Source organism: Pseudomonas sp. A125 (assembly GCF_055409485.1).
The window spans coordinates 306,233-326,749 of record NZ_JBUZVP010000003.1 but is presented as its reverse complement, the minus strand read 5'-3'; the positions used below and the strand labels follow the sequence as shown (position 1 = coordinate 326,749).

23 protein-coding genes are annotated in these 20,517 nt (G+C 58.8%); 10 read left to right on the top strand and 13 right to left on the bottom strand.

Annotated features, from left to right (window positions below):
• Positions 1 to 205: 205 nt before the first annotated feature.
• Genes ACZRN6_RS06600 through ACZRN6_RS06590 form a run of 3 tightly spaced genes read right to left on the bottom strand, consistent with a single transcriptional unit; the run spans position 206 to position 4,271 of the window.
• Positions 206 to 1,549: a c-type cytochrome gene (locus ACZRN6_RS06600; RefSeq protein ID WP_322144226.1), complete on the bottom strand. Its 1,344-nt coding sequence runs from the start codon at positions 1,547 to 1,549 to the stop codon at positions 206 to 208.
• A 17-nt stretch (positions 1,550 to 1,566) separates the two neighbouring features.
• Positions 1,567 to 3,819, bottom strand: a complete 2,253-nt coding sequence (locus tag ACZRN6_RS06595; protein WP_464007504.1) for a xanthine dehydrogenase family protein molybdopterin-binding subunit — start codon at positions 3,817 to 3,819, stop codon at positions 1,567 to 1,569.
• Positions 3,819 to 4,271, bottom strand: coding sequence for a (2Fe-2S)-binding protein (locus ACZRN6_RS06590; RefSeq protein WP_322144228.1), 453 nt, complete (start codon positions 4,269 to 4,271; stop codon positions 3,819 to 3,821). The genes ACZRN6_RS06595 and ACZRN6_RS06590 overlap by 1 nt, the downstream gene beginning before the upstream one ends.
• Before the next feature lie 359 nt (positions 4,272 to 4,630).
• On the opposite strand from ACZRN6_RS06590, the gene ACZRN6_RS06585 reads away from it, so the two are divergent.
• The 4 genes from ACZRN6_RS06585 to ACZRN6_RS06570 all read left to right on the top strand — a co-directional run bounded on the left by ACZRN6_RS06585 (position 4,631) and on the right by ACZRN6_RS06570 (position 7,059).
• Positions 4,631 to 4,870 (top strand): hypothetical protein, encoded by a 240-nt coding sequence (locus tag ACZRN6_RS06585; RefSeq protein WP_464007503.1) that lies wholly within the window; start codon positions 4,631 to 4,633, stop codon positions 4,868 to 4,870.
• Complete coding sequence (locus tag ACZRN6_RS06580) at positions 4,867 to 6,156, top strand: S-type pyocin domain-containing protein (protein ID WP_464007502.1); 1,290 nt, start codon at positions 4,867 to 4,869, stop codon at positions 6,154 to 6,156. Before ACZRN6_RS06585 ends, ACZRN6_RS06580 begins: the two co-directional genes overlap by 4 nt.
• Before the next feature lie 5 nt (positions 6,157 to 6,161).
• Positions 6,162 to 6,425, top strand: coding sequence for a bacteriocin immunity protein (locus ACZRN6_RS06575; RefSeq protein ID WP_464007501.1), 264 nt, complete (start codon positions 6,162 to 6,164; stop codon positions 6,423 to 6,425).
• Between the two features lie 187 nt (positions 6,426 to 6,612).
• Entirely contained in the window at positions 6,613 to 7,059 is a 447-nt protein-coding gene (locus ACZRN6_RS06570) for a hypothetical protein (RefSeq protein WP_464007500.1), read from the top strand.
• A 268-nt stretch (positions 7,060 to 7,327) separates the two neighbouring features.
• Here the strand turns inward: ACZRN6_RS06570 and ACZRN6_RS06565 are convergent, their stop codons facing one another.
• The 5 genes from ACZRN6_RS06565 to ACZRN6_RS06545 form a co-directional block, all read right to left on the bottom strand.
• A complete protein-coding gene (locus ACZRN6_RS06565; RefSeq protein ID WP_464007499.1) occupies positions 7,328 to 8,272 on the bottom strand; it encodes an EamA family transporter in 945 nt (314 codons plus the stop codon).
• 427 nt (positions 8,273 to 8,699) lie between these two features.
• Positions 8,700 to 9,617, bottom strand: a complete 918-nt coding sequence (locus ACZRN6_RS06560) for a hypothetical protein (RefSeq protein WP_322144240.1) — start codon at positions 9,615 to 9,617, stop codon at positions 8,700 to 8,702.
• Between the two features lie 261 nt (positions 9,618 to 9,878).
• Positions 9,879 to 10,256 (bottom strand): hypothetical protein, encoded by a 378-nt coding sequence (locus ACZRN6_RS06555; protein ID WP_464007498.1) that lies wholly within the window; start codon positions 10,254 to 10,256, stop codon positions 9,879 to 9,881.
• Positions 10,257 to 11,042: 786 nt separating this feature from the next.
• Positions 11,043 to 11,501, bottom strand: a complete 459-nt coding sequence (locus tag ACZRN6_RS06550; protein WP_464007497.1) for a hypothetical protein — start codon at positions 11,499 to 11,501, stop codon at positions 11,043 to 11,045.
• Positions 11,494 to 11,796, bottom strand: coding sequence for a DUF7660 family protein (locus ACZRN6_RS06545; RefSeq protein WP_464007496.1), 303 nt, complete (start codon positions 11,794 to 11,796; stop codon positions 11,494 to 11,496). Before ACZRN6_RS06545 ends, ACZRN6_RS06550 begins: the two co-directional genes overlap by 8 nt.
• Positions 11,797 to 12,059: 263 nt before the next feature.
• Between ACZRN6_RS06545 and ACZRN6_RS06540 the strand changes: the two genes are divergently transcribed.
• Entirely contained in the window at positions 12,060 to 12,293 is a 234-nt protein-coding gene (locus ACZRN6_RS06540) for a hypothetical protein (RefSeq protein ID WP_178903370.1), read from the top strand.
• Between the two features lie 22 nt (positions 12,294 to 12,315).
• On the opposite strand, the gene ACZRN6_RS06535 is transcribed toward ACZRN6_RS06540, so the two are convergent.
• Positions 12,316 to 12,648: a DUF6124 family protein gene (locus ACZRN6_RS06535; protein ID WP_464007495.1), complete on the bottom strand. Its 333-nt coding sequence runs from the start codon at positions 12,646 to 12,648 to the stop codon at positions 12,316 to 12,318.
• 320 nt (positions 12,649 to 12,968) lie between these two features.
• Entirely contained in the window at positions 12,969 to 13,241 is a 273-nt protein-coding gene (locus ACZRN6_RS06530) for a DUF3630 family protein (protein WP_464007494.1), read from the bottom strand.
• Positions 13,242 to 13,391: 150 nt separating this feature from the next.
• On the opposite strand from ACZRN6_RS06530, the gene ACZRN6_RS06525 reads away from it, so the two are divergent.
• The 4 genes from ACZRN6_RS06525 (at position 13,392) to tspO (ending at position 15,591) form a co-directional block, all read left to right on the top strand.
• Complete coding sequence (locus tag ACZRN6_RS06525; RefSeq protein WP_322144244.1) at positions 13,392 to 13,859, top strand: hypothetical protein; 468 nt, start codon at positions 13,392 to 13,394, stop codon at positions 13,857 to 13,859.
• Between the two features lie 37 nt (positions 13,860 to 13,896).
• On the top strand, positions 13,897 to 14,598 hold the full coding sequence (locus tag ACZRN6_RS06520) for a hypothetical protein (RefSeq protein WP_322144245.1): 702 nt from the start codon (positions 13,897 to 13,899) through the stop codon (positions 14,596 to 14,598).
• 35 nt (positions 14,599 to 14,633) lie between these two features.
• Positions 14,634 to 15,026 (top strand): hypothetical protein, encoded by a 393-nt coding sequence (locus ACZRN6_RS06515; protein ID WP_464007493.1) that lies wholly within the window; start codon positions 14,634 to 14,636, stop codon positions 15,024 to 15,026.
• A 124-nt stretch (positions 15,027 to 15,150) separates the two neighbouring features.
• Entirely contained in the window at positions 15,151 to 15,591 is a 441-nt protein-coding gene (gene tspO, locus ACZRN6_RS06510; RefSeq protein ID WP_464007532.1) for a tryptophan-rich sensory protein TspO, read from the top strand.
• Here tspO and ACZRN6_RS06505 read toward each other — a convergent pair.
• Genes ACZRN6_RS06505 through ACZRN6_RS06495 form a run of 3 tightly spaced genes read right to left on the bottom strand, consistent with a single transcriptional unit; the run spans position 15,541 to position 19,350 of the window.
• A complete protein-coding gene (locus ACZRN6_RS06505; protein WP_464007492.1) occupies positions 15,541 to 16,893 on the bottom strand; it encodes an MFS transporter in 1,353 nt (450 codons plus the stop codon). The two genes, tspO and ACZRN6_RS06505, sit on opposite strands and share 51 nt — an antisense overlap.
• A gap of 55 nt (positions 16,894 to 16,948) precedes the next feature.
• A complete protein-coding gene (locus ACZRN6_RS06500) occupies positions 16,949 to 17,887 on the bottom strand; it encodes a LysR family transcriptional regulator (RefSeq protein ID WP_464007491.1) in 939 nt (312 codons plus the stop codon).
• 44 nt (positions 17,888 to 17,931) lie between these two features.
• Positions 17,932 to 19,350, bottom strand: coding sequence for an FAD-binding oxidoreductase (locus tag ACZRN6_RS06495; RefSeq protein WP_464007490.1), 1,419 nt, complete (start codon positions 19,348 to 19,350; stop codon positions 17,932 to 17,934).
• A gap of 188 nt (positions 19,351 to 19,538) precedes the next feature.
• Between ACZRN6_RS06495 and ACZRN6_RS06490 the strand changes: the two genes are divergently transcribed.
• Entirely contained in the window at positions 19,539 to 20,441 is a 903-nt protein-coding gene (locus ACZRN6_RS06490) for an alpha/beta hydrolase (protein ID WP_464007531.1), read from the top strand.
• Positions 20,442 to 20,517 lie beyond the last annotated feature (76 nt).

Here is a 20,517-nt window from a genome sequence, read left to right as displayed (position 1 = left end):
GCGGATTGTGGTGAGTGGGTTGTGGTGGTGAGCGGGCTTGCCCCGCGCTGGGCTGCGAAGCGGCCCCAATAAGGCCACCACAGAGTGTCAGGCACCATGCGGTGGCTGGTTTTTAGGGCCGCTTCGCAGCCCAGCGCGGGGCAAGCCCGCTCACCACAACCCACTCACTACAGCCCGCTCATCACAGGGGCGCTCACTACACCCCTCAACGCATCTGCAGAATAATCGGGCTGCTGCTCGCCGGGCCCGTGTGCTCACGCAACTTGCCCACCGCCTTCGCATCCACCGTACCGCCCTGATTGCCCCAGGTGCCGCGCACAAACGTCAGCACTTCAGCAATCTCCTGGTCCGACAACTGCTCGCGAAACGCCGGCATGCGATAAGCGTCCGCCACATTCGCCGCTACCACGCGCTGCGAGCCATTCAAGGTGATGTTGATCGCCGAGGCACTCTCCTTGATCAGCGCAGAGGTGGCCCCCGCCAGCGGCGGCATCCAGTCCGGTTGCCCTTTGCCTTCCAGCCCGTGACACGAAGCGCAGCGGGTCACATAAGTATGGGCGCCGGGCACATCCTGATGTTCCGCAGCCGACACCGCCTGATACTGCCAAGCCGGCCCATCCCGCTGCTCATCCCCCGGCAGCGAACGCAGATACCGCGCAATCGCCGCCAGGTCATCGTCGTTCATAAACTGCGTGGAGTTGTTGAACGCCTCGGTCATCGAGCCATAAACCACCGCATGTTTATTGCGACCGGTCTTCAGGAACTGCACCACCTCCGGCTCACTCCAGCGCCCCAGGCCCGTGTTGTGATCGTCCCGCAGGCTCGGTGCGTACCAGCCATCCAGCAAGCCACCGGCCAGGTACGGCTTGCCGCCCTCATCCAGCGCTTTCTCGTTAAAGGCCAAACCCCGAGGCGTGTGGCAACTGCCGCAATGCCCCGGCCCCTGCACGATGTAGGCGCCGCGGTTCCACAGCTCATCCTTCCCGGCCTTCGCTACGTAGGGCTTGCTGTCGGTAAACACGCCATTCCACAGCGCGATCGGCCAACGCATGTTCAGTGGCCACGGGATCGAGCTGGGCACATTGGCCTGCCGCACCGGCGCCACGCCCTTCATGAAGAACGCATACAACGCCTTCACATCATCGTCACTGAGCTTGGCATAAGACGGATACGGCATCGCCGGGTACAGCCGGCGCCCACCCGGCGCGACACCGTGGCGCACCGCGCGGTCGAAATCGGCGAGGCTGTAGCGACCAATCCCGGTTTCCGGGTCTGGCGTGACGTTGGTGGCATGGATCGAACCCAGCGGCGTGGCCATCTCCAGGCCACCGGAAAACGGTGCGCTGTTGGGCACGCTGTGGCACGCCACGCAGTCGCTGACCCGGGCGACGTACTCGCCTCGGGCGACCAGCGCCGGCTCCATGGCGACAGGCTCGGCACCCAGCGACGAAGCAGGCTCACGGGTGACATACCAGGCCAGCAGGCCTGCCGCGACCAGGCACGGCAGCGCCAGCCAGCCAGCGGTTCTTGCGAATCGACGGTTGTTCATAAGTGCTCAGGCCCCGGTCAGGTGAAGGAGTGGCGGCTTAACGGCATGCTGCGCACGCGCTGCCCCGTCAACGCCGCGACGGCGTTGGCCACGGCGGGCGCCACGGCGGGCAGCGGCGGTTCGCCAATGCCGCCCATTTTTTCCCCGCTCTCGATCACGCGCACATGCACCCGCGCCATCCGCGAAGGCGGCAGCACCGGGTACAAATCGTAGTTACGCGCCCGAGGCAAGCCGTCCACATACACCGCCTCTTCCAACAGCACCTGGGACAAGCCCAGTGACACCGCCCCGTTCACCTGCGCCTCGACAATCGCCGGGTTGACGATGCTGCCCGGGTCGATCGCCTGCCAAATGTCATGCACCTTGACCTGCCCGTTCTCGATCGACACCTCGGCAATCACCGCCGTCTGCGTGCCGAACGGCGACGCCATCGCCACCCCACGCGCACGCTTGCTGCCGTCTTCGGCGACAAACGGGCCACGTTTCCAGCCGCCCGACAACTCACCCACCGCCTTCAACAGCGTGGTCAGCCGCTGGTTATCCCGCAGCAAATGCAGGCGCAACTCGAACGGGTCTTTGCCGCCCTTGTCGGCCAGTTCATCCAGAAACGACTCGTAGAAAAAGTCATTCAGCGAGTTACCCACCGAACGCCAGTAGCCCAGCATCACCGGGCCCTTTACATAAATCTGCGCGATGCGCTTGTTGGGAATCGCGTACGACTTCCCAGACAACCCCTCCAGCGCCGTCGGGTCGAGCTTCTCGCCCTGCTTGCCGGCCAGGGCCTCGGTCGGCCCCTCGGTGGCACTCACCGCCTCAATCGCCACCGGCCAGCCGTCACCGTCCAGCGCCCCACGGAAATTTACCGCCGCCACCGGGCGTAGCACGTCCCGCAGGAATTCTTCTTCACGGCTCCAGATCATCTTCACCGGGCGCCCGACCGCCTTGGCCAACTCAATGGCCTGTGGATACGGGCTGGCCGAGTCATACAGAAAATGCCGGCCGAAAAACCCACCCAACAACGGCGAGTGCAGGGTAATCCGCGACGGGTCGAGACCGGTGCGCTTGGCGATATCGGCCAGGAACATATCCTGCGCCTGATTCGGCAACCAGATCTCCAGCGAACCGTCAGCGTTGAAACTCGCCAGCGCCGACGGCGGCTCCAGCTGCGCATGGTGCAGATACTGGTTGTGGTACGTGGCCTCGACCTTGGTTTTGGCATTCGCCAGCGTGCCGGCCACATCACCCTCGTTCTCATCATCCCGGGCGGGGCCGGTTTCTGCGGCCAGGCGCTTGAAATGCTCGTCGCTGGAAAAGTCCTTCGGCATCCCGCGCAGCTTCGAATCCGCAGTGGGCTCCAGCCAGTCCACCTGAATCGACTCCACCGCACGCTTGGCATGCCACCAACGTTCAGCCACCACCGCCACCGCACCCGGCAGGCGATGCACCGAATGCACTCCCGGCATGGCCTTGACCTGGTCCTCATTGCGCAGGCTGCCCACCGTCATACCCAAGCGGGGCGCATGCTGCACCGCCGCGTGGAGCATGCCGTCCACCTTCATATCAATGCTGTACAGCGCCTTGCCGGTGGACTTGTCATACGCATCCAGACGCTTCACCGGCTTGCCGATCCAACGGAACTGGCTTGGGTCGCGCAGCTTCACACTGGCAACGTCCGGCACCGGCAAATCCATCGCCCGCCCGGCCAGCTCGCCATACGTAAGGGAACGCCCAGACGCCGCGTGCACCACCTTGCCTGGCTCGGTCGACAGCTCACCCACCGGCACCTTCAACGCCTGTGCCCCAGCCTCCAGCAACATCGCCCGGGCCAGCGCGCCCAGCCGGCGCATCGTCGGGTAACTCATGCGCACCGACATACTGCCGCCGGTGATACGCATGCCATTTTCCATCACCACAAAGGCTTCGCCGGGCGGGGCGCACTCAACCAGGAACGTGGCCGGGTCGGCGTCCAACTCCTCGCCGACAATCTGCGCCATCGCCGTGAACGTGCCCTGGCCGCCTTCAATAAAGGGGCTGAGCAAACGAATCGTGTTGTCCGGGCGAATCTCCAGGAACGCCGGCACCTGCGTACCGCGCTCACCAGCCGCCGCAGCAGTGGCCGCCTGCACCCGGCCAGAACCCAACGGCAGACCAAAACCAATCACCAACGCACCCACGGCCGTACTGGCCAGGAAGCGACGGCGGGACAGGTTCACCGGGTCATTCAACGCCGCGACCAAAGGTAGGGCAGCGGGATCAATGCGAACGTTCATCAGGCCTCTCCCTTCGCAAGGTCATGCACCGCCGCATGAATCGCGTTATAGGTGCCACAGCGGCAGAGGTTGACCATCGCCGCCTTGATCTGCGCATCGCTCGGCTTGGGCGTTTGCTTGAGCAGCGCGGTGGCCGCCATCACCTGGCCGGACTGGCAGTAACCGCACTGAGCGACCTGATACTCGACCCACGTGGCAACGACCCGCTTGCCGACATCATCCGACTCGATGGCCTCAATAGTGGTGATCTCCCGGCCAACCACACCGGAGACGGGCGTGACGCACGAGCGCACCACGTTGCCGTCCACCAGCACGGAACACGCACCGCATTGCGCCAGGCCGCAGCCGTATTTGGTGCCGGTCATGCCCAGGTTGTCGCGGATGACCCAGAGCAGAGGCGTGTCGGGTTCTGCATCGACTTGGTGGGTCTGCTGGTTAATTCGTAATTCCATGGCTCACCCGCTGATCATCGGTTGGTGTTGCATTTTTTTAGTATTTTTCAGGCGGCGAGGTGGGGCTGCGCCGCTGGGCATCGTTGGCCCGGTTGGTTCGAACGCACGTAGTTTGAGTAGTGTAGAGGGATACTGGATTGACTCTAGACCGTAGGTCAGAGGGTTGCTATGCGCAGAGGGGAAGGTCGGAGGATTGGGCAAGTATTCGACAGGATTGCGATAGGGGAGGGGGCGTCTGGCGACTTTCCTACAGGCAATTCCGGATGGCTTGTCTGACGATTCGTTTTTTGTGAAGCCTAGCCGAACGGTCAGTTGTTAAGTTTTGGGCTTTTCAGCAGCATCTTTTTCCCGAGCGCGTTTTGGTTGTACTGAGCGAGTTCTGGGCGCTCAACCTTGACCTGAACGACGTTAAAGCACGCTCGATGATCGTCCGAGCGATCCGGAAAACGTCCTGTACTTATCAGGACGCGCAGTTGATGGAGGTTGTTCAGCAGGTCAAGGCGCCTTTGGATACCTTCACGCAGGATGGGACGGAGTTTGGGCTGCGCTATGGCGCCGAAATTGACTGGCTAAATTATCACCGGATGATAGCTGTATGACCGCAGGGAACTGGAATGGCCACCATTGCAAAGTCTGCTATGGCCAAGCAATGCAGGAAAAAGCGAGGCTCAATAGGCTTTTGCGAGATGAACAACGACCAGAGATTAAAGAGCCATCTCCCCATCCTGAAGAGCCACTACCGATCCCTGAAAGTCCACCGCTACCACCGCTTAAGGGCAGTGTCTTCGCCAAGTCCTGTGCATTGCCGGATGGGGTGATTAACCATAGCAATCCTGGTGGTTTTGTACCGGTTGAGTCGCTTAAGCAATACGGCACCTTTGCAGTGCTGGGCACTGGTTCAGCGATGGTGGCAGGTGGCACTGCGCTGAAGTGGGTCGGCGGCTCCGGTAGCGCAGCGGCCCTTGCGAATCACTGGGGTGGCACCTGGGCGCTGGGTCTTGGAAATGCATCAGCGGGCCTCGCAGCTCCAGCGGCTGTGGGCTTCGTCGCATTGTTGATTCCTGACACAACTTCGCCTGATAGCGCCTTCTATACGTCCGAGCAATACGCGGAGTTGAGTGCAGCGAACACCCGAGCACGGATCAATGTAAAACACTTGGCAGATGGATCTGTGAGCGTGTACGGGTTTTATACCGGGACAAAGACAGAATGGCAGCGCGTGCCAGTGATCAAAGCAGAGGCACGCGGCGAACAACTCGTTGCGAACATCGGAAACGGGTTTGAGCTCATCTGGACACCGGCCGCCGATCCTAACGAGGTGCTGGGGATTCCAGCGCTGGAAGGTGTTGCACCGTTGCCCGCTGCATGGGTTTACCCGCCGACTGAACAGGTCAATCGTATTCTGGTCAACCCGGAGCATCCTCCAGATTATCAAGACGCAATCATCTGGTTTCCGAGTCAGCCTAATATTGCGCCGATTTACCTATCACTAAGTGTACGGCATGCTTCCGGCGTGGTCACAGGAGCCGGTGAGAACGTTTTCGGTGTCTGGTTGGCTGGTGCCAGTTCAGGTCTTGGCGTACCTATCCCGACGCGCATTGCGGATAAGCTTAGAGATCGCACATTTTCAAGTTTTGACAGCTTCCGAGGGGCATTCTGGGAGGCTGTGGCAGATGATCCGGAGTTGGCTAACGAGTTTACTGAGCAGAACATTAATCGTATGCGAGAAGGCAACGCACCCAAAGCCCGGCAGCGAGACATCGTGGGGAAAAGGGCCAGCTTTGAGTTACACCATGTTGAATGGGTATCTAAAGGCGGCGAGGTCTACGACGTTGATAATTTACGAGTCAATACCCCTAAAAACCATATAGACAATCACCGGTGACCCCCTTGGGAAAGAGCATCTCAGAGTACACAGAAACCCAATTCACCCGCCTTGTGCAGGAAATATTCACTGCCAACAGGAACGGCACTCCAGATGAAGTCCTGGATGAGCTTCTGGACCAATTTAGGGCGGTTACGGGACACCCCGACGGTTCTGATCTAATTTATTGGCCGGAAGATGAGTCTCAATGCACTCCTGAGGGCATTACCAAGACTGTCAAAGAGTGGCGAGAGGCTAATGGATTGCCAGGGTTTAAACCGCGTTTCTAAGCGCCGCATTGTCGACTGTCACAAGCTGGACTCTCCCGTCTGGAAAGCAACAGAAAAATGGGGCCAAAAAAATGGGGTCAGATCACTATAGGAAACAGCGGAGCGTGGTCTAACCCTATCTTCTCAAATTTTGTACTTGCTCTATAAGTTCATTACCTATAAGCCGAACAATGGAAATTTTCAAGGAATGAAGTCTAAAGAAAAAATTTGCAAAAGTTGCCAAGTGATAAGTAGTTCTTCATTAGTTAAAATAAAAAATGGACGCTGCTATACGTGCAGAAAAATAGATCATGAGGAAATTCCCGATAATAAAATATCATTTTTAGTGCCGGTAACACTTGTCGCTATTTCTTTACGTTTCCTGATGCTATCAATCAACTCGATTTATTTTCAACACGCTATAATTACCTATAGGGGGCGGGGGTACAGCGCATCATATGAATTTACAGGCATGGCAATTATCCTTCCTGTATTGTCATTTATAATGACCTTTATTGGTTCTTTAGTATTGGCTTTAGCCTGCTATGATAAGCGTCGTGAAAAAGCAACATACATTAATGTAATAGCGGGAAGTCTTCTTTCTTGCTTTGTTTTTCAAATGGCTGCTATTTTTTTTGGCGAGAAATTAAATTAACGATCCTGAAAAAATATGGAGTCAGACCACGATAGAAAATAGCGGCGTGTGACCGGATCCCAATCCTCCTACACTGGCCATCCCAGGACGGTACGCAGAGCGCAACCTATGCCCATCAAACCCAATCAAAACGCCCCATTGACGTTAGTCCGCGCTCAACAAAGCGACCTGGACGATCTTGTCGCCATGCGCGAAAGTCTGGAACGTAAATAAAGGGGACGGCTTCATTTAAAAATGGATCCGTCCCTTTTTCATCCCACCTCTCGACTTACGCGACCTGCGTCTTGGCGGGAGGCGCGGCAGCCTTGCGATACGTCAGCAGCACAATCCCTGTCACCACAATCATCCCGCCCACCACCTGCCCGGCGTTGAGCATCTGGTCGAGCACGATCCAGCCCATCAACAACGTCGCCAGCGGCTCAATGTTCATCACCGGCGCATTACGCGGCATATCCAGGCGCGGCACCGAAATGAACAGCACGATAAACCCCGTGCCATACAGCACCACCAACGTGGCCAATGCCAGCCAGCCGGTACTGGTGGCCGGTAGGTTCAGGCCATCGACAAGTGCACCGCTCAAACCCGCGAGGTTGACGCTGCTGAATACGATAAGGATCGTCAGCAGACTGCGCACCGAACCGCGCACCTGAGACAACTTGTGGTCGGTGATCCACAGCGCACAGGCGAACACTAACGCCGCGCAAAAGGCCAGAGAGATGCCGAGCAGCCATTCCGGGCCGAGGGTGGTGTTGGCGGAGAGGCGGCCGGGTACGTCCAGCACGAACACCAGGCCCACCAGAATCAGGCCCATCAGCAACGCCGTGCGCGCGGTGGGGCGTGGACCGCCGAGTGCCCAGGTGAGCAGGGCCAGCAGGATGGGGAACACGTTGGCGACCAGCAAGGCCAGCGCTACCGGCACACGGGCGACGGCGGAGTAGAGGCAGAGGCTTTGGGTGGCGATGAGCAGGCCCAGGAGCACTTGCCAGCGCCATGCGCCTGGGGGGAGGCGCAGGTTTTGGCGTTGGTATAGGACCAGTATCGCCAGCACTAACAGGGTACCGCCGGAGCGCATCAGGATGGCCAGCAGGACTCCGGCGCCGTCGTCGAAGGCCACGCGGGCGGCGATGTGGTTGCCGGCGAAGGCGCAGCCCATGCAGAGGAGGATCAGGACGGCGATGTGGCGGGGGAATTGGGTGGGGGCAGGGGGAGTCATGGTGGGGGCTCGGGGAGTTGGCGCCATCGTCGGGGATGGGGGATTATTTTTAGGTTGTCGTACAACTTGGTGGTGGGATTTGTAGCGTGTTTGGTGGGAGGGGGCAAGGGGTTGTTTTAGTTACGTTGGCTAAGAGTGCCTACTGAAGAGGCTTCCACCGAAGTTCATAGGGGGAGCCGGGCCTGGGACGGATAGCTCTAATTCAGCTGGTCGTTAGAAGGAGATCGTATGAGTCTTTTGGCGGAAGCGTCCCAGCGTGTTTTCGGCAACTAGGTCGGAAAGGGATCGATTTATTGATTTGGAATAGATCGCTTTTGTCCCGACAATATGGAGATAAGTTGAATAATTCGTGATGGTCGGGAACGGCTGTTCGCGAAAGACCGCTTTCGGCCACAAGCGGTCTATCGAGTAAGCGCTGCACTAGAAACTAACCACCACGGTAGATTTCAAACAGCTCGCGAAAAAACCGATCGTATGCCGCATCGCGCGGGTCGCGGCGAGCCATCGCGCGCAGGTAGAGCGCAGGTATCGAAGGCGAGCGGCGATATGGCTTGAGCGAGCCCTCAGCCCATACCTCACCGGTGACGGTCACTGACGGTGCCTGCATAACCGTGGGGATTTGGGAGTAACACCACAACTGAGCCCAAATGTTTGGCCATAGATTCGATGGGATAGACTGCCTGGATAGCTTAATCTCAACGATAAGCACATGGCCGGTTTGAGAGTTGCGAAAAAGCAAGTCCGGAGATGCTCTCAAGGGCTCTCCTCTAACTGTCAGTTCCTCCAGCGCAAAATAGGGAACATGTTTGTCGTTCAGATGGATGCCCTGATGCACCAGCTTCCAGCCGTCTGGGCGCCTGCTTAACATCAAGGGCGAAGCGATTGTCCATGCTTCCTTAGGACCCACATGACTGTTCTGACAGAACTCGAAAATTACTTTTTCGGCTTCAAGCCCCCGTTTCAAAGCATCGTCATCCTCACCAGGTCGGCCGTATAGGCTATACACCCAGTTTGCAAAAGCAGACACGGTTGCGTCCGGCTTTTCGGGCCTCATGGCTCTGGCTTTCGTGAGAAAAGCACTAGGCTTCAGATCGAATTTGCCGATTACCGGCGGGATCACTTGTTCCCAGTAGGATCGATGGCCATCCCCGGATATTTTTTTGAAGAAGCTGAACGTATCCTCCACTTCCACCTGATCAAATAAGACGCGCATCCGGTTTTCAACCAGCCGGCGCCGCACTTCTGTGCGGCCAAGATCTCCGCTTGTCACCACCACACTCAATCGGTTGTCCGAAGCCTGTTCAATAGGCTCAACCCCGTCAGATTCGCCACCCTCAAAATCCATATTTCGTAAACTCTCCTCAAGCCGGCATCCACTGACAAGGTAGCCGCTTACCTGATGCGACTTCCCTTCAACTCAACTTGGGTAAGTCGAATTGAATCGACCCTACGTAGTCGCCCATTTTAATGTCTAACTTGGCAGAGATCGTCAGCTTTTGGCCGATTGCTGCTCGCTACGACAGGCAGAAATCGGCCAGAAGCAGAATATAAAAAGTCTACTAAACTTGGGGCGATTCAGTCCGGCAGAGAACACATACCAGAACTCTCACTTTTTGTAGTCTACGTACAGGGTAGTTGAGAGTGGATTTTTGCCGATCTCGTAATCGGGATTCAGTGTCGCGAGGTTGTGAGCGGCGATGCCAACACCGGCCACCAGACCTACGGCAAGCGCTCCTAGCGCCACTGGTGCACCGACAATGCTCGCTCCGGCAAAACCTGCAAAGCTCCCCATCGAGAGGTTGCGAGCTATCATATAAATCCTGACAGACATGCCTTCTGATTCAATAGCGTTCTCCAGCCACGTCAGAGTGTTTGAGTACCTGCTGAATTCGCCGCACTCAAGAACAAAACTCTCATGTGACTTTATTTTATTTAAGACAAAATCATTAGCCACATCTTCAATTTTATAAACATTAACATCCATGACGCTTTCTCCAGGTTAACACTCCACCTCGCTATCGGCAGAGTCCAACGAAACTTTAGGGCTAGCTTTTAAGTACTGCATGAATAGTTTATGAACTAGTCACTAAGAACGATGAATATGTTGAATAACTCCTGATTCTTTAGAGCATTGAATGACTGCTTTTGGCCGATAGCTACCGTACGCAACTGAACGCTTCCGCTCCAAAAAAGCGGTCCCTAATCGCCGAATAAAGGCTAAGAAACCTGATCACCTATCACTATGATGGATGCTCCGAAGATTACGTGAGATAGCCGGGTAACCTCAGTCAATGCCCGTAATGGGGCAGGCAAATCGAATAGTTTCAGTGGATTCTGGGGACGGTATTGCAGCTCATACCCCCTCAACGCCTGGCGTGAATCGCGATGAACGTCCGACCAGTCGTAAGCAAAGAACCCACGTTTAGCAAATTCAACGAAAGCGTTTGCACCAGCCCCAACAGTGGCCCGATCTACATCGGACACTTTCGGCAAGGAAAGGACAAATTCTTCGGAGTTTTCGACGGAGGGTATCGCGGAATCAGGAACTGGTCCGGGGCCACCTGTAGTGAAGAGCGCAACCTGGCCGAGGGCGTCGGTAGCGACCCATCCAACGTCAAAGTCCTGAAGAACGAAGGGAGCCATCATTTGCACCAACTTTTGAAGAGGGGACGAGTTGATTTCCCAACTCTGCTTACCAGCCCAGAGAGCGTAAAAGTGCGTAGACAAACTCTCAAAGCGGGAAGAAATTCGAAGGATTTATTTTTCCGGCTTAAAGATCTGCTTCTGGCCGATATCCGCGACCACCCTGAAACTCACGCACTATCTGCACAACCAGCGGCTTCACATATTTCTCAATGGTATCAATCTCCGGCGGATCATCATGGCGCCCCCACTCCCCCTGATCAAAGGCCTGATAAAGCGAGAAAGCAGGCTGCGGCATGTCATTGGTCATGCCCACATCAACGATGGCAGCGATGAGCCCGTTCATGACGCCATCGCAGAACTCGTAAGTCAAAGCCCCTGCCAAGTAGTCTTCAGCAACCGCTATGGATAGCTCGTTCAGCAGATTGCGGGGGGCCACGCCGAATTCCTCGCAGGTGGCAGCAAGATCATTCAACGTTAAACCGTAGGCTTCGGCTTCAACCAATAGCTTATTGCGTTGGTTCTTTGGCAACCTCCCGTCCACGGTTCCCTTCCACGTTGCGGATGTCGTACCCGTGTCACTCATAATACTTCCCAGCCAGCAAAATGGCCGCACAGCGATGCCAAACATTGGGTATCGACCTATCCTCTTGGGCAAGTCGGGAACTGGCGTCTGCCCACGAAGCTGCCGCATCAAAAAACGCGTCAACGGACATATTTTCCCAGCCAAGAGCACTTGGCCCATAGACCGATGAAGGCGATGTCTTTTCAATTAAACGCCCGCTGGCGAAATCTACACCGAGGGCTTCGATAAATCGTATGAACGACGGTTCATCTCTGACGTGCGCCAACAACTCATGAAGATCTACAGGGCTATGCATAGGTTTCCTGGAAGCACTTAATGATTGATCACATGCTGCTGCACTGCATCGTGAACGGTCAACTCGGCTATCCAGGCTTTCAGGCCGGGGATGTGATGCGGAGTGACCGCTTCTGGCCGAAACCGGCCCTTTAATTCCCATACCGGTCTACCATGCTCACCTCCGGCAGTGGTTCCACGCGCTACCGACCTCAATCTCAAGGTATCGCCCATGACCTCTTCACCCCGCACCACCCCATCCCGCACCTCATCCGAGGCCTCCCAATGAGCATCGACCAAATCAGCCTCCCAAAAGGCGTAGGCCCGCAGGCCATCAAACTCCTCGACGCCATCACCGGTGCTGACACCAAAGAAGACCTGAACCGCGCAGGCGGCAAGGCTGAAGGTTTTGTATTGGGTCTGGAAAGCGCCAAGGCCATCAAAAGCCAAATCGCCGAGTCGCTGTATGTGGCATACGACGACGCGGCGAGTAATCGGCTCAGTGAGTTGAAGGGCTAGTCCCGCAGGACCGCGTTGGGCTTTATGCCCGAGGTGTTTCGCGGTCCATTAGTTTGCCGATCAGCAGTACGCTCAATTCGCTCAGTTGGTGTATGGCCAATGCCACGTCGCGGTCTTTGCCGGTCAGTTCGTCGGACAGGTAGAGCAGCAGGGCGCTGACGGAGGAAACGGTTTCGTAGCTGTTGGCGAGCAGGATTTCGCTGCTGACGCCGGAGGTGACGCTGAAGAGGGCGGTTGCCTCTGGGGCTGTCTCGGCATCAGTGCCGGGATTGAGGTAGTGATCAAGCGCACGCTGGGCGGCCTGTTGGAGTTTTAGATCCGGCGTGTTTGGCGGATTCGGCGTTATTTTGAACATATAAGTATTCCTGAGTCGGGCCGCCACCTCGTCGCTACTAAACGATAGGGTGGCAGCTGTGCGCAGGTTAGTAGACCGGTGAATACCTAAAGCCGGCGCGCCCGAAGGCGCCCTACGCACAGCCACCATCAAGCACAGACAGGACGTCTGGAAGATGAAGTTCATGCACGTAAGTATTCAAAGCAGGGCTACTAAACCCGATCACTGAGTTTTCAGCGACCGAGCAACCTTAGAGATGACCACCCAGGTGCACAAGCCGGCGGATTCTGACGCAAGCGTAGGCAATGGAGCAAGGTGCTGCGGTCAATGCAACGGCTCCGTTACCCCACAAAAGGTACCACCAGCCGATACGCCCTCAACCCCAAATCACTCAAACCCTCCAAGCTCTCGCCCTGGCCAGGCATGAGCAGGCTGATCCCCAAATAATGCTCCAGGTGCAGGGTGAGGGTCTGGCCTTCGACGCGCAAATCCCAATAGCGCTGATCCAGCCCGTCGGCCTTTACGGTCCATTCGCCGCTCAAACCGTGCTCCAGCGTTTCGGCGATGGTCGCGAACAATTGCCAGTCGGACCTTTCCGAAATCTGTATTTCCATAAGGGATCATCGATAGGGTGAAAGGGCGTGCTTCGCCGTGAGATGCTTGTCGTAGAATGTGACAGAACCTGCGCAGCTTTCAAAGGAATGAGCCCGTGACAACGAGCACCCCCATCACCCGTCCGCTCGGCATGAATAAAGGACCTCTTCGTGTTCGATAAAAACGACTTTGACCAGATTCACCGTGAGCAATTGTTTCACTACGGTTCGGGCCGTCCGTACCCCGGTATCTATTACGTCACCTATCCACAGGATGCCTTTCGGACTCCCGACGCAGAGGCGTGCATCAGGGTCACCCGCGCGCCCAACCCGCAAAATGACAACGGTTTGCGCTTCTGGCTTTACGCAGAACGCCAGCACGACTGGTGCAGAAGGCAGGAATACTTCGCCGGATACGTATCCGATGCCAAGTTTGAGAACATATCGGAAGCCGAATTCAACCAAATGGTTGCCGACCAGGCGAATGAGTTGGTCGCGCCGCTCAAACTGCCACTGCACGAGCCAACGGGCTTTGTCGGTGCGCTGATGATGTATTCCATGAAGACCGAGTTTATCGTTTCGCTGGTCGCGGAATACGAGGATGAGTTCATCCATTTCTATTGGGACACTACCGCATGAGCGGCACCTGAATCCCCCGACGCATGGAAGCCTGTTTATGAATATTTGCCGCTTTATTCCCCTGTTTCTGGGCTGCCTGTTACCGCAACTGTGCACGGCCAACACGCCGCCCATCGACCCTCACGCCGAGCGCCTTTATCAGCAGGCGTTGCCGTATCTCCAGCGAGCCAACACCAAACTGGAAGCGGTGCCTGCGAACTTTCCCACCGCCAGCGCAGACGAGAAAAAGCGTTCCCAGGCGCTGGTGGAGGAGGCGGGTGAATCACTCAAACCGGCGATCAAGTTGCTTGAACAGGCTGCCGCGCTGGACCACCCAGTGGCGCAGCATCGCCTGGCGATGATCTACGTGTTGTTCTACCCAATCGACGTCATCAAGGAAAAGGCTTGCCCGCTGTTGGAACGCAGCTTCCTGCAAGGCTTTGCACCACCAGCCCTGCAGCTTTCCTCCTTTTGCTATGAATTGACGAACACACCCGAATTCCAGACAACGCTGAAGGCCATTGCAACCAGCACGCCCGCGTATGAGCAGTATTTTCCGCAGCCTGCGGTGAAGCTTGAATGCAGGGCCGAGATGCCTCAGGGCATGGCGTTGCAGTGGGGCAGCAGTCGGGATTATCAGGCTGAAATGTACCGGCTGCTGGGGGACAGTAACCGTGCGCAGCGTACGGAGTATTACCAGCAGGCAATCGCGATCAATGATTGCTACAAGGCGAAAAAGCGCCTGGGGTTAAGCCAGTAACCGGGCGGGTATGAATAACGGTTAAGGAGAAGGGCATGGCGGGTGGCGAGATTGGGTGTGGTTCGTTTCAGGGCAGCGACAAGTCGGGGTCGGCCTTTGAGGCGGTGTTGGACGCGCTTCCGTTGCAGGCGCGGGACTGGGTTGAGGCGGCCAGGCAGCAACTCGATTCGGCTGACGTTGTGCTGTTGGAGGTTGATCATGCGCAGGGCTTGCTTCCCTTTTTGAAGGACTACCAAACACGCTTGATCGCCGAGATCGGGCACGATGATTGGGAGCGGGCCGCGCGCGATGAAACGGCATCGCTTGAGGATGTGGCTGCCAAGTGGGGCGCGGGCAAGGGCTGGCGGCTTTATTGCGTGCGGGATCTGGTGCGTGCTTGTGAGCAGTCGGCGGTGGAGCAGGAGCCTGTTTACATCGCGTTCAGCTAGGGCATCTGTGACGAGGCACGGAGGAAAGAAAAATACACTTTTTGCTGCGCGGGGCGTCCAACCCTGAAACCGCCGTCAAGGCTTTCATCTCCAGGCAGCTGCTCCCAGCTAAGGACCGATTATGCTGACGCTCTTCATTTTTCTTCTGGCCTGCGCCGCCGCCGCAAGCACCGGCATTATCTTCAAACCGGGCGAGTGGTACGCCACCCTCGTCAAACCCGGCTTCACTCCGCCCAACTGGCTGTTCCCGGTCGCCTGGACGATCATCTACATGCTGCTGGCTTGGGCCGGCTACCGCCTGACCCTGATCCCCGGCAGCGAAATCGTGCTGGCTCTATGGGCTGCGCAGATCGCGCTCAACACGCTGTGGACGCCCGTGTTCTTTGGCGCCCACCGGATTTTCGCCGGGATGGTGATCATCACGCTGCTGTGGCTGGTGGTCGCCGCCATGGTGTTGCTGACCGTGCGGCTGGACCTGATCACCGGGCTCATCCTGTTTCCGTACCTCGTGTGGTTAAGCGTTGCGGCTGCGCTGAATTTTTCCATCCTGCGCAATAACCGCTGAGGCCGGGCCGGGCTTGCGTGCCACGCTCAAGCCCAGCAACCCGCCGACCACCAATGCCCCGGCCATGAAGTACATGGCCGCCTGGGTGTTGCCGGTGAGTTGGGTCAACCAGCCCACCACGATGGTGCTGAAAAAGCCCGCCACATTGCCCAGCGAGTTGATCAGCGCAATGCCCGCCGCCGCTGCGGCACCGCCGACTACGGCGGTGGGCATGCCCCAGAACACCGGCAGGCCGCTGATCATCGCGGCGGTGCCGAGGGTGAGGCCGAGCATCGACAGCCACAGGCTGTCGCCAAACAAGGTGCCGAACACCACGCCCCCGGCGCCGACCACGGCGCAGATCGCCAGGTGCCAGCGGTATTCGCGGTGGCGGTCGCTACTGCGGCCCACCAGCACCATGCTCACGGCGGCCACGGAGTAGGGAATCGCGCTGAGCACGCCGATGGCCCAGGGCTCGGCCACGCCGTTGTTGCGGATGATGGTGGGCATCCAGAAGCTGATCACGTATTGGCCCAGCACCAGGCAGAAATACACCGCCCCCAGCAGCCAGATGGTCGGGTTCAACAAACCTTCGCGTACCGAATGGCGGGGCTTTTCCCGGGCTTCGCGGTCGAGGGCGGCTTGCATGCCGCGCTTTTCGTCGGGGTTTAGCCAGTGGGCATCGGCGATGCGGTCGCGCAGCAGGAAGAACACGGCGGCACCGAGTGCCACGGCGGGCAGGCCTTCGATCACGAACAGCCACTGCCAGCCGGCGTAGCCCGCCACGCCGTCGAGGGTGTGCATGATCAAGCCGGAGATCAGCGAGCCGAGCATGCTGGAGATCGGCAGGGCGGCGATGAACAGGGAGATCATCACGCCCCGGCGATGGCTGGGGAACCAGGTGGTGAGGTAGAAAATGATCCCCGGGAAGAAGCCCGCTTCGGCGATGCCGATCAGAAAGCGCAGCAGGTAGAAGCTCATGGGGGTTTCGATGAACATCATGGCGGCCGACAGCAGGCCCCAGGTCATCATGATGCGGGCGATCCAGCGCCGGGCGCCGAAGCGGTGCAGGGCGATGTTGCTGGGGATCTCGAACATCAGGTAGCCGACAAAAAATACCCCGGCGCCGAAGCCGTATACCGCGTCGCTGAACTTTAAGTCATCGAGCATCTGCAATTTGGCGAAGCCGACGTTGACCCGGTCGAGGTAGGCCACCAGGTAGCACACCATCAGCAGCGGGATGATCCGCCAGGCGGTCTTGCGGTAGGCCGAGTGCAGGGCCTGGTCGGGCAGGTCGCCGGGGGGCGCCGTTAATGGCTTCATGGTGGGCCTCTTTTTTGTTGTTGTAGGGGCGATTGTTTTGCGCTGTGGCGCTTGGTCAGCGGGCGCGGCCTCCCGGCCAGTCGCCGCTCTGGCACATGCCGTGGACGACTTCGCGGATCAACTCGCTGATCAGGGTTTTAAGGTGGCTGGCGGCCATCGAGGCGCAGCTGCAAATGCCCAGGGTGCGGGTCAGCTCGGCGTCGGCAATGCGGTGGGCCACCAGGCGCCCGTCTTCGATTTCGCGCATGGCCAGGTTCAGCGGCATGATGGTGTAGCCAATGCCGGCCTCCACCGCGCTTTTGAGGATGTGCACCGAGTTCACTTCCATGGCGATCTCGCCCGCCGCCAGCCCGCGCTGTTTCACCCCGTGTTCCACCAGGGTGCGGGTGCTGTGGCCATGGGCCTGGCTGGGGAATACCAGCGGGCGGGCGAGGGCCTGTTGCAGCGTTACCTCGCCGGCCGGCGGCGCGTCGGGGGCGTTGGCGCGGTGGATCAGGTAGAAGTCTTCTTCGATCAGTGCGTCGAACACCACTTGCGGCGGCAGCTCGCGGGAGGTGAACAGGGCGAGGTCGACGCGGCCATGGATCAGTTGGTCCATGACGTTGCCGGTGAGTTCTTCGTTGAGGTGGAACGCCACCTGCGGATAACGCGCGGCCACGGCGCGCATCAACGGCATGGCGAGGATGGTGGCGACACTTTGCGGCAAGGCGACGACGATCGAGCCGCTGACATCGTTGGGGCTGCTGCGCACGGCGGCGCGGGCGTCGGTCAGGTGTTTGAGCATGCCTTGGGCGTATTCGTAGAAGACCTTGCCGGCCTCGCTGGCCACCACGCCGCTGTGGCTGCGATGGAACAGTTGCACCTCCAGCTCCTGCTCCAGCGCCGACATCTGCTTGCTCAAGGCCGATTGCGCCACATGCACCTGGCGCGCGGCCTGGGACAGGCTGCCGCAATCGATCACGACGACAAAGTATTTGATCTGGCGGATTTCCATATGGGCGCTTCCTGCAAACCGATGGGGCCAATGAGGGTACCGCGCTAACCGGCCGAGTGCCCGCGAGGGAAAATCTTCCCGGGGTTCATCAGTTGTTTCGGGTCCAGGGCGGCCTTGATCGCTTGCATCACGTCCACGGCGTTTGCCCCGTGTTCCACCGGCATGAAGTGCTGCTTGGTGAGGCCGATACCGTGTTCGCCAGTGCAACTGCCGCCCATGGCAATGGCGCGCTCGGCCAGGCGATGGGCCACGGCTTCGGCGCGTTCGACTTCGTCCGGGTTATGCGGGTCTACCAGGATCAGTGCGTGAAAATTGCCGTCGCCCACATGGCCGAAAATCGGTGCCAGAAAGCCATTTTCGGCGAGGTCGGCGGCGGTGGTTTCGATGCATTCGGCCAGGCGCGAAATCGGCACCACGGCGTCGGTGGTCAGCGAGCGGCAACCGGGGCGCAGGGCGAGGGCGGCGAAGTACGCATCGTGCCGCGCCTGCCACAAACGGCTGCGGTCTTCCGGGTGCACGGCCCATTCAAAATCCAGGCCCTGTTGTTCGTCGGCCACCAGGCGCACGGTTTCGATCTGTTCCTTCACGCTGGCCTCGGAGCCATGCAGTTCAAAGAACAACGACGGCGCCTCGCGCAGTTGGGTTTTGCTGTAGGCGTTGAGGGCTTGCATGGTCAGCGCGTCGAGCAGTTCGATGCGGGCGATGGGCACGCCGAGCTGGATGGTTTGAATCACTGCGCGTACGGCGTGGTCCACCGTGGGGAAGCGGCACACCGCCGCCGAAATCGCCTCGGGAATCGGGTGCAGCTTTACGGTCAGTTCGGCGATGGTTGCCAGGGTGCCGCCGGAGCCCACCAGCAAATGAGTCAAGTCGTAGCCGGCGGAAGATTTGCGGGCCCGGCCGCCGGTATGGATCACACGGCCGTCGGCGAGCACGGCGGTCATGCCCATCACGTTTTCGCGCATGGTGCCGTAGCGCACGGCGTTGGTGCCGGAGGCGCGGGTGGCCGCCATGCCGCCCAGGGACGCATCGGCGCCCGGGTCTATCGGGAAGAACAGCCCGGTGCAGTGCAGGGCGGCATTCAGTTGTTTGCGGGTTACGCCGGGTTGCACGGTGACGTCCATGTCGTCGACGCGGATCTGCACAATCTGGTCCATGCCCGACACGTCAATGCTGATGCCGCCGTGGGACGCTTGCAGCCAGCCTTCCAGGGATGTGCCGCTGCCGTAGGCAATCATCGGCACGTCGTGGCGATAACAGGCGGTGCTGATGGCGACGATATCGTCCAGGCTGTTGGCGTAGGCCACGGCATCCGGCGGCATGGGGTCGAGGGCGGAAATATCACTGCCATGGTGTTCGCGCACACTGGCCGAAGTGGAAAACCGGTTGCCGAGCAACTGGCTCAGTTCATCCAGCAGCGATTGTGGCAGCGGCGGGTGTGCAGGGGCGGCAGGAACGGTCATCGAGCAGTCTCCTTTTTTTGTGCGCCGCATGAGGGCGGCATTTTGGGGAGTTATTGCTTATCTTAGGCAGACGGGGGTCAACACGTGTAGTGCTGATTTCAGAGGGTGCCATCTCTTTTAGAGATAGAGGGAATATCGAATTGGGAACTCATACGCTGTGGCCTGCCAACGAACATGAAGTGGCGCAAATGCAGCGCTTCAACCAGAAACTGGCGTGGTTGCCGCGTTTTCGCATCCGCAACCGCGTGACGCCCCGGGTGATCCAGGCGCTGTTGCGCTCAGGCCAGATGGTGGCCGGCAACAAGTTGCTCAAGCATGGCCTGCAAGCCGAAAGCCGGCACGTGGGCTCGGTGCCGGTGCGCATCATTCGGCCGAAGGGCAAGGTCAAGGGAGTGGTGTTGGACATCCATGGCGGCGGCTGGGTGATCGGCAATGCGCAGATGAATGACGACCTCAACGTTGCCATGGTGAACGCGTGCGACGTGGCGGTGGTGTCGGTGGATTACCGGCTGGCGGTGAATACACCGGTTGTGGGGATTCTGGAAGACTGCCTGGCCACGGCGCGCTGGTTGCTCGGGGAGTGTGAGGAGTTTGCCGGCCTGCCGGTGATCGTCGTCGGCGAATCTGCCGGTGGGCACCTGGCGGCGGCCACATTGCTGGCGCTGAAGCAATGGCCCGAGTTGCTGGCGCGGGTGAGCGGGGCGGTGCTGTATTACGGCGTCTACGATTTGACCGGTACACCGAGCGTACGCACGGCAGGACGCGAAACGCTGCTGCTGGACGGGCCCGGGATGGTTGAGGCGTTGCGCCTGCTGACGCCGGGGTTGAGTGATGAGCAGCGCAGGGAACCGGCGTTGTCACCGCTGTACGGCGACCTTGCCGGGCTGCCGCCGGCGCTGATGTTTGTGGGGGAGCTGGACCCGTTGCTCGACGACACGATACAGATGGCCGAGCGATGGGCTGGGTCCGAGGTGTTTCTGCTCCCGCAGGCCGCCCATGGGTTTATTCATTTTCCGACGGCGATGTCCTGCAGGGTGCTGGCTTACAGCCGCGAGTGGATATCGGAGCGAATTGCGCAGCGGAGCCTCTAAGGCTGACGATTGTTCAGCGCCAAAAGCTGTTAGAGATGGGGTTAAGCAGTTTGCTCCGAGCAGTCGCGGCTAGTAA

Bases quoted from the DNA above. Each gene is read 5' to 3' on its own strand.
- ACZRN6_RS06495 (WP_464007490.1), bottom strand. From the start codon at position 19,350: ATGACCGTTCCTGCCGCCCCTGCACACCCGCCGCTGCCACAATCGCTG.
- ACZRN6_RS06590 (WP_322144228.1), bottom strand. From the start codon at position 4,271: ATGGAATTACGAATTAACCAGCAGACCCACCAAGTCGATGCAGAACCC.
- ACZRN6_RS06580 (WP_464007502.1), top strand. From the start codon at position 4,867: ATGACCGCAGGGAACTGGAATGGCCACCATTGCAAAGTCTGCTATGGC.
- ACZRN6_RS06500 (WP_464007491.1), bottom strand. From the start codon at position 17,887: ATGGAAATCCGCCAGATCAAATACTTTGTCGTCGTGATCGATTGCGGC.
- ACZRN6_RS06515 (WP_464007493.1), top strand. From the start codon at position 14,634: ATGGCGGGTGGCGAGATTGGGTGTGGTTCGTTTCAGGGCAGCGACAAG.
- ACZRN6_RS06550 (WP_464007497.1), bottom strand. From the start codon at position 11,501: ATGAGTGACACGGGTACGACATCCGCAACGTGGAAGGGAACCGTGGAC.
- ACZRN6_RS06490 (WP_464007531.1), top strand. From the start codon at position 19,539: ATGCAGCGCTTCAACCAGAAACTGGCGTGGTTGCCGCGTTTTCGCATC.
- ACZRN6_RS06595 (WP_464007504.1), bottom strand. From the start codon at position 3,819: ATGAACGTTCGCATTGATCCCGCTGCCCTACCTTTGGTCGCGGCGTTG.
- ACZRN6_RS06570 (WP_464007500.1), top strand. From the start codon at position 6,613: ATGAAGTCTAAAGAAAAAATTTGCAAAAGTTGCCAAGTGATAAGTAGT.
- ACZRN6_RS06530 (WP_464007494.1), bottom strand. From the start codon at position 13,241: ATGGAAATACAGATTTCGGAAAGGTCCGACTGGCAATTGTTCGCGACC.
- ACZRN6_RS06520 (WP_322144245.1), top strand. From the start codon at position 13,897: ATGAATATTTGCCGCTTTATTCCCCTGTTTCTGGGCTGCCTGTTACCG.
- ACZRN6_RS06600 (WP_322144226.1), bottom strand. From the start codon at position 1,549: ATGAACAACCGTCGATTCGCAAGAACCGCTGGCTGGCTGGCGCTGCCG.
- ACZRN6_RS06540 (WP_178903370.1), top strand. From the start codon at position 12,060: ATGAGCATCGACCAAATCAGCCTCCCAAAAGGCGTAGGCCCGCAGGCC.
- ACZRN6_RS06565 (WP_464007499.1), bottom strand. From the start codon at position 8,272: ATGACTCCCCCTGCCCCCACCCAATTCCCCCGCCACATCGCCGTCCTG.
- ACZRN6_RS06545 (WP_464007496.1), bottom strand. From the start codon at position 11,796: ATGCATAGCCCTGTAGATCTTCATGAGTTGTTGGCGCACGTCAGAGAT.
- ACZRN6_RS06505 (WP_464007492.1), bottom strand. From the start codon at position 16,893: ATGAAGCCATTAACGGCGCCCCCCGGCGACCTGCCCGACCAGGCCCTG.
- ACZRN6_RS06555 (WP_464007498.1), bottom strand. From the start codon at position 10,256: ATGGATGTTAATGTTTATAAAATTGAAGATGTGGCTAATGATTTTGTC.
- ACZRN6_RS06560 (WP_322144240.1), bottom strand. From the start codon at position 9,617: ATGGATTTTGAGGGTGGCGAATCTGACGGGGTTGAGCCTATTGAACAG.
- ACZRN6_RS06535 (WP_464007495.1), bottom strand. From the start codon at position 12,648: ATGTTCAAAATAACGCCGAATCCGCCAAACACGCCGGATCTAAAACTC.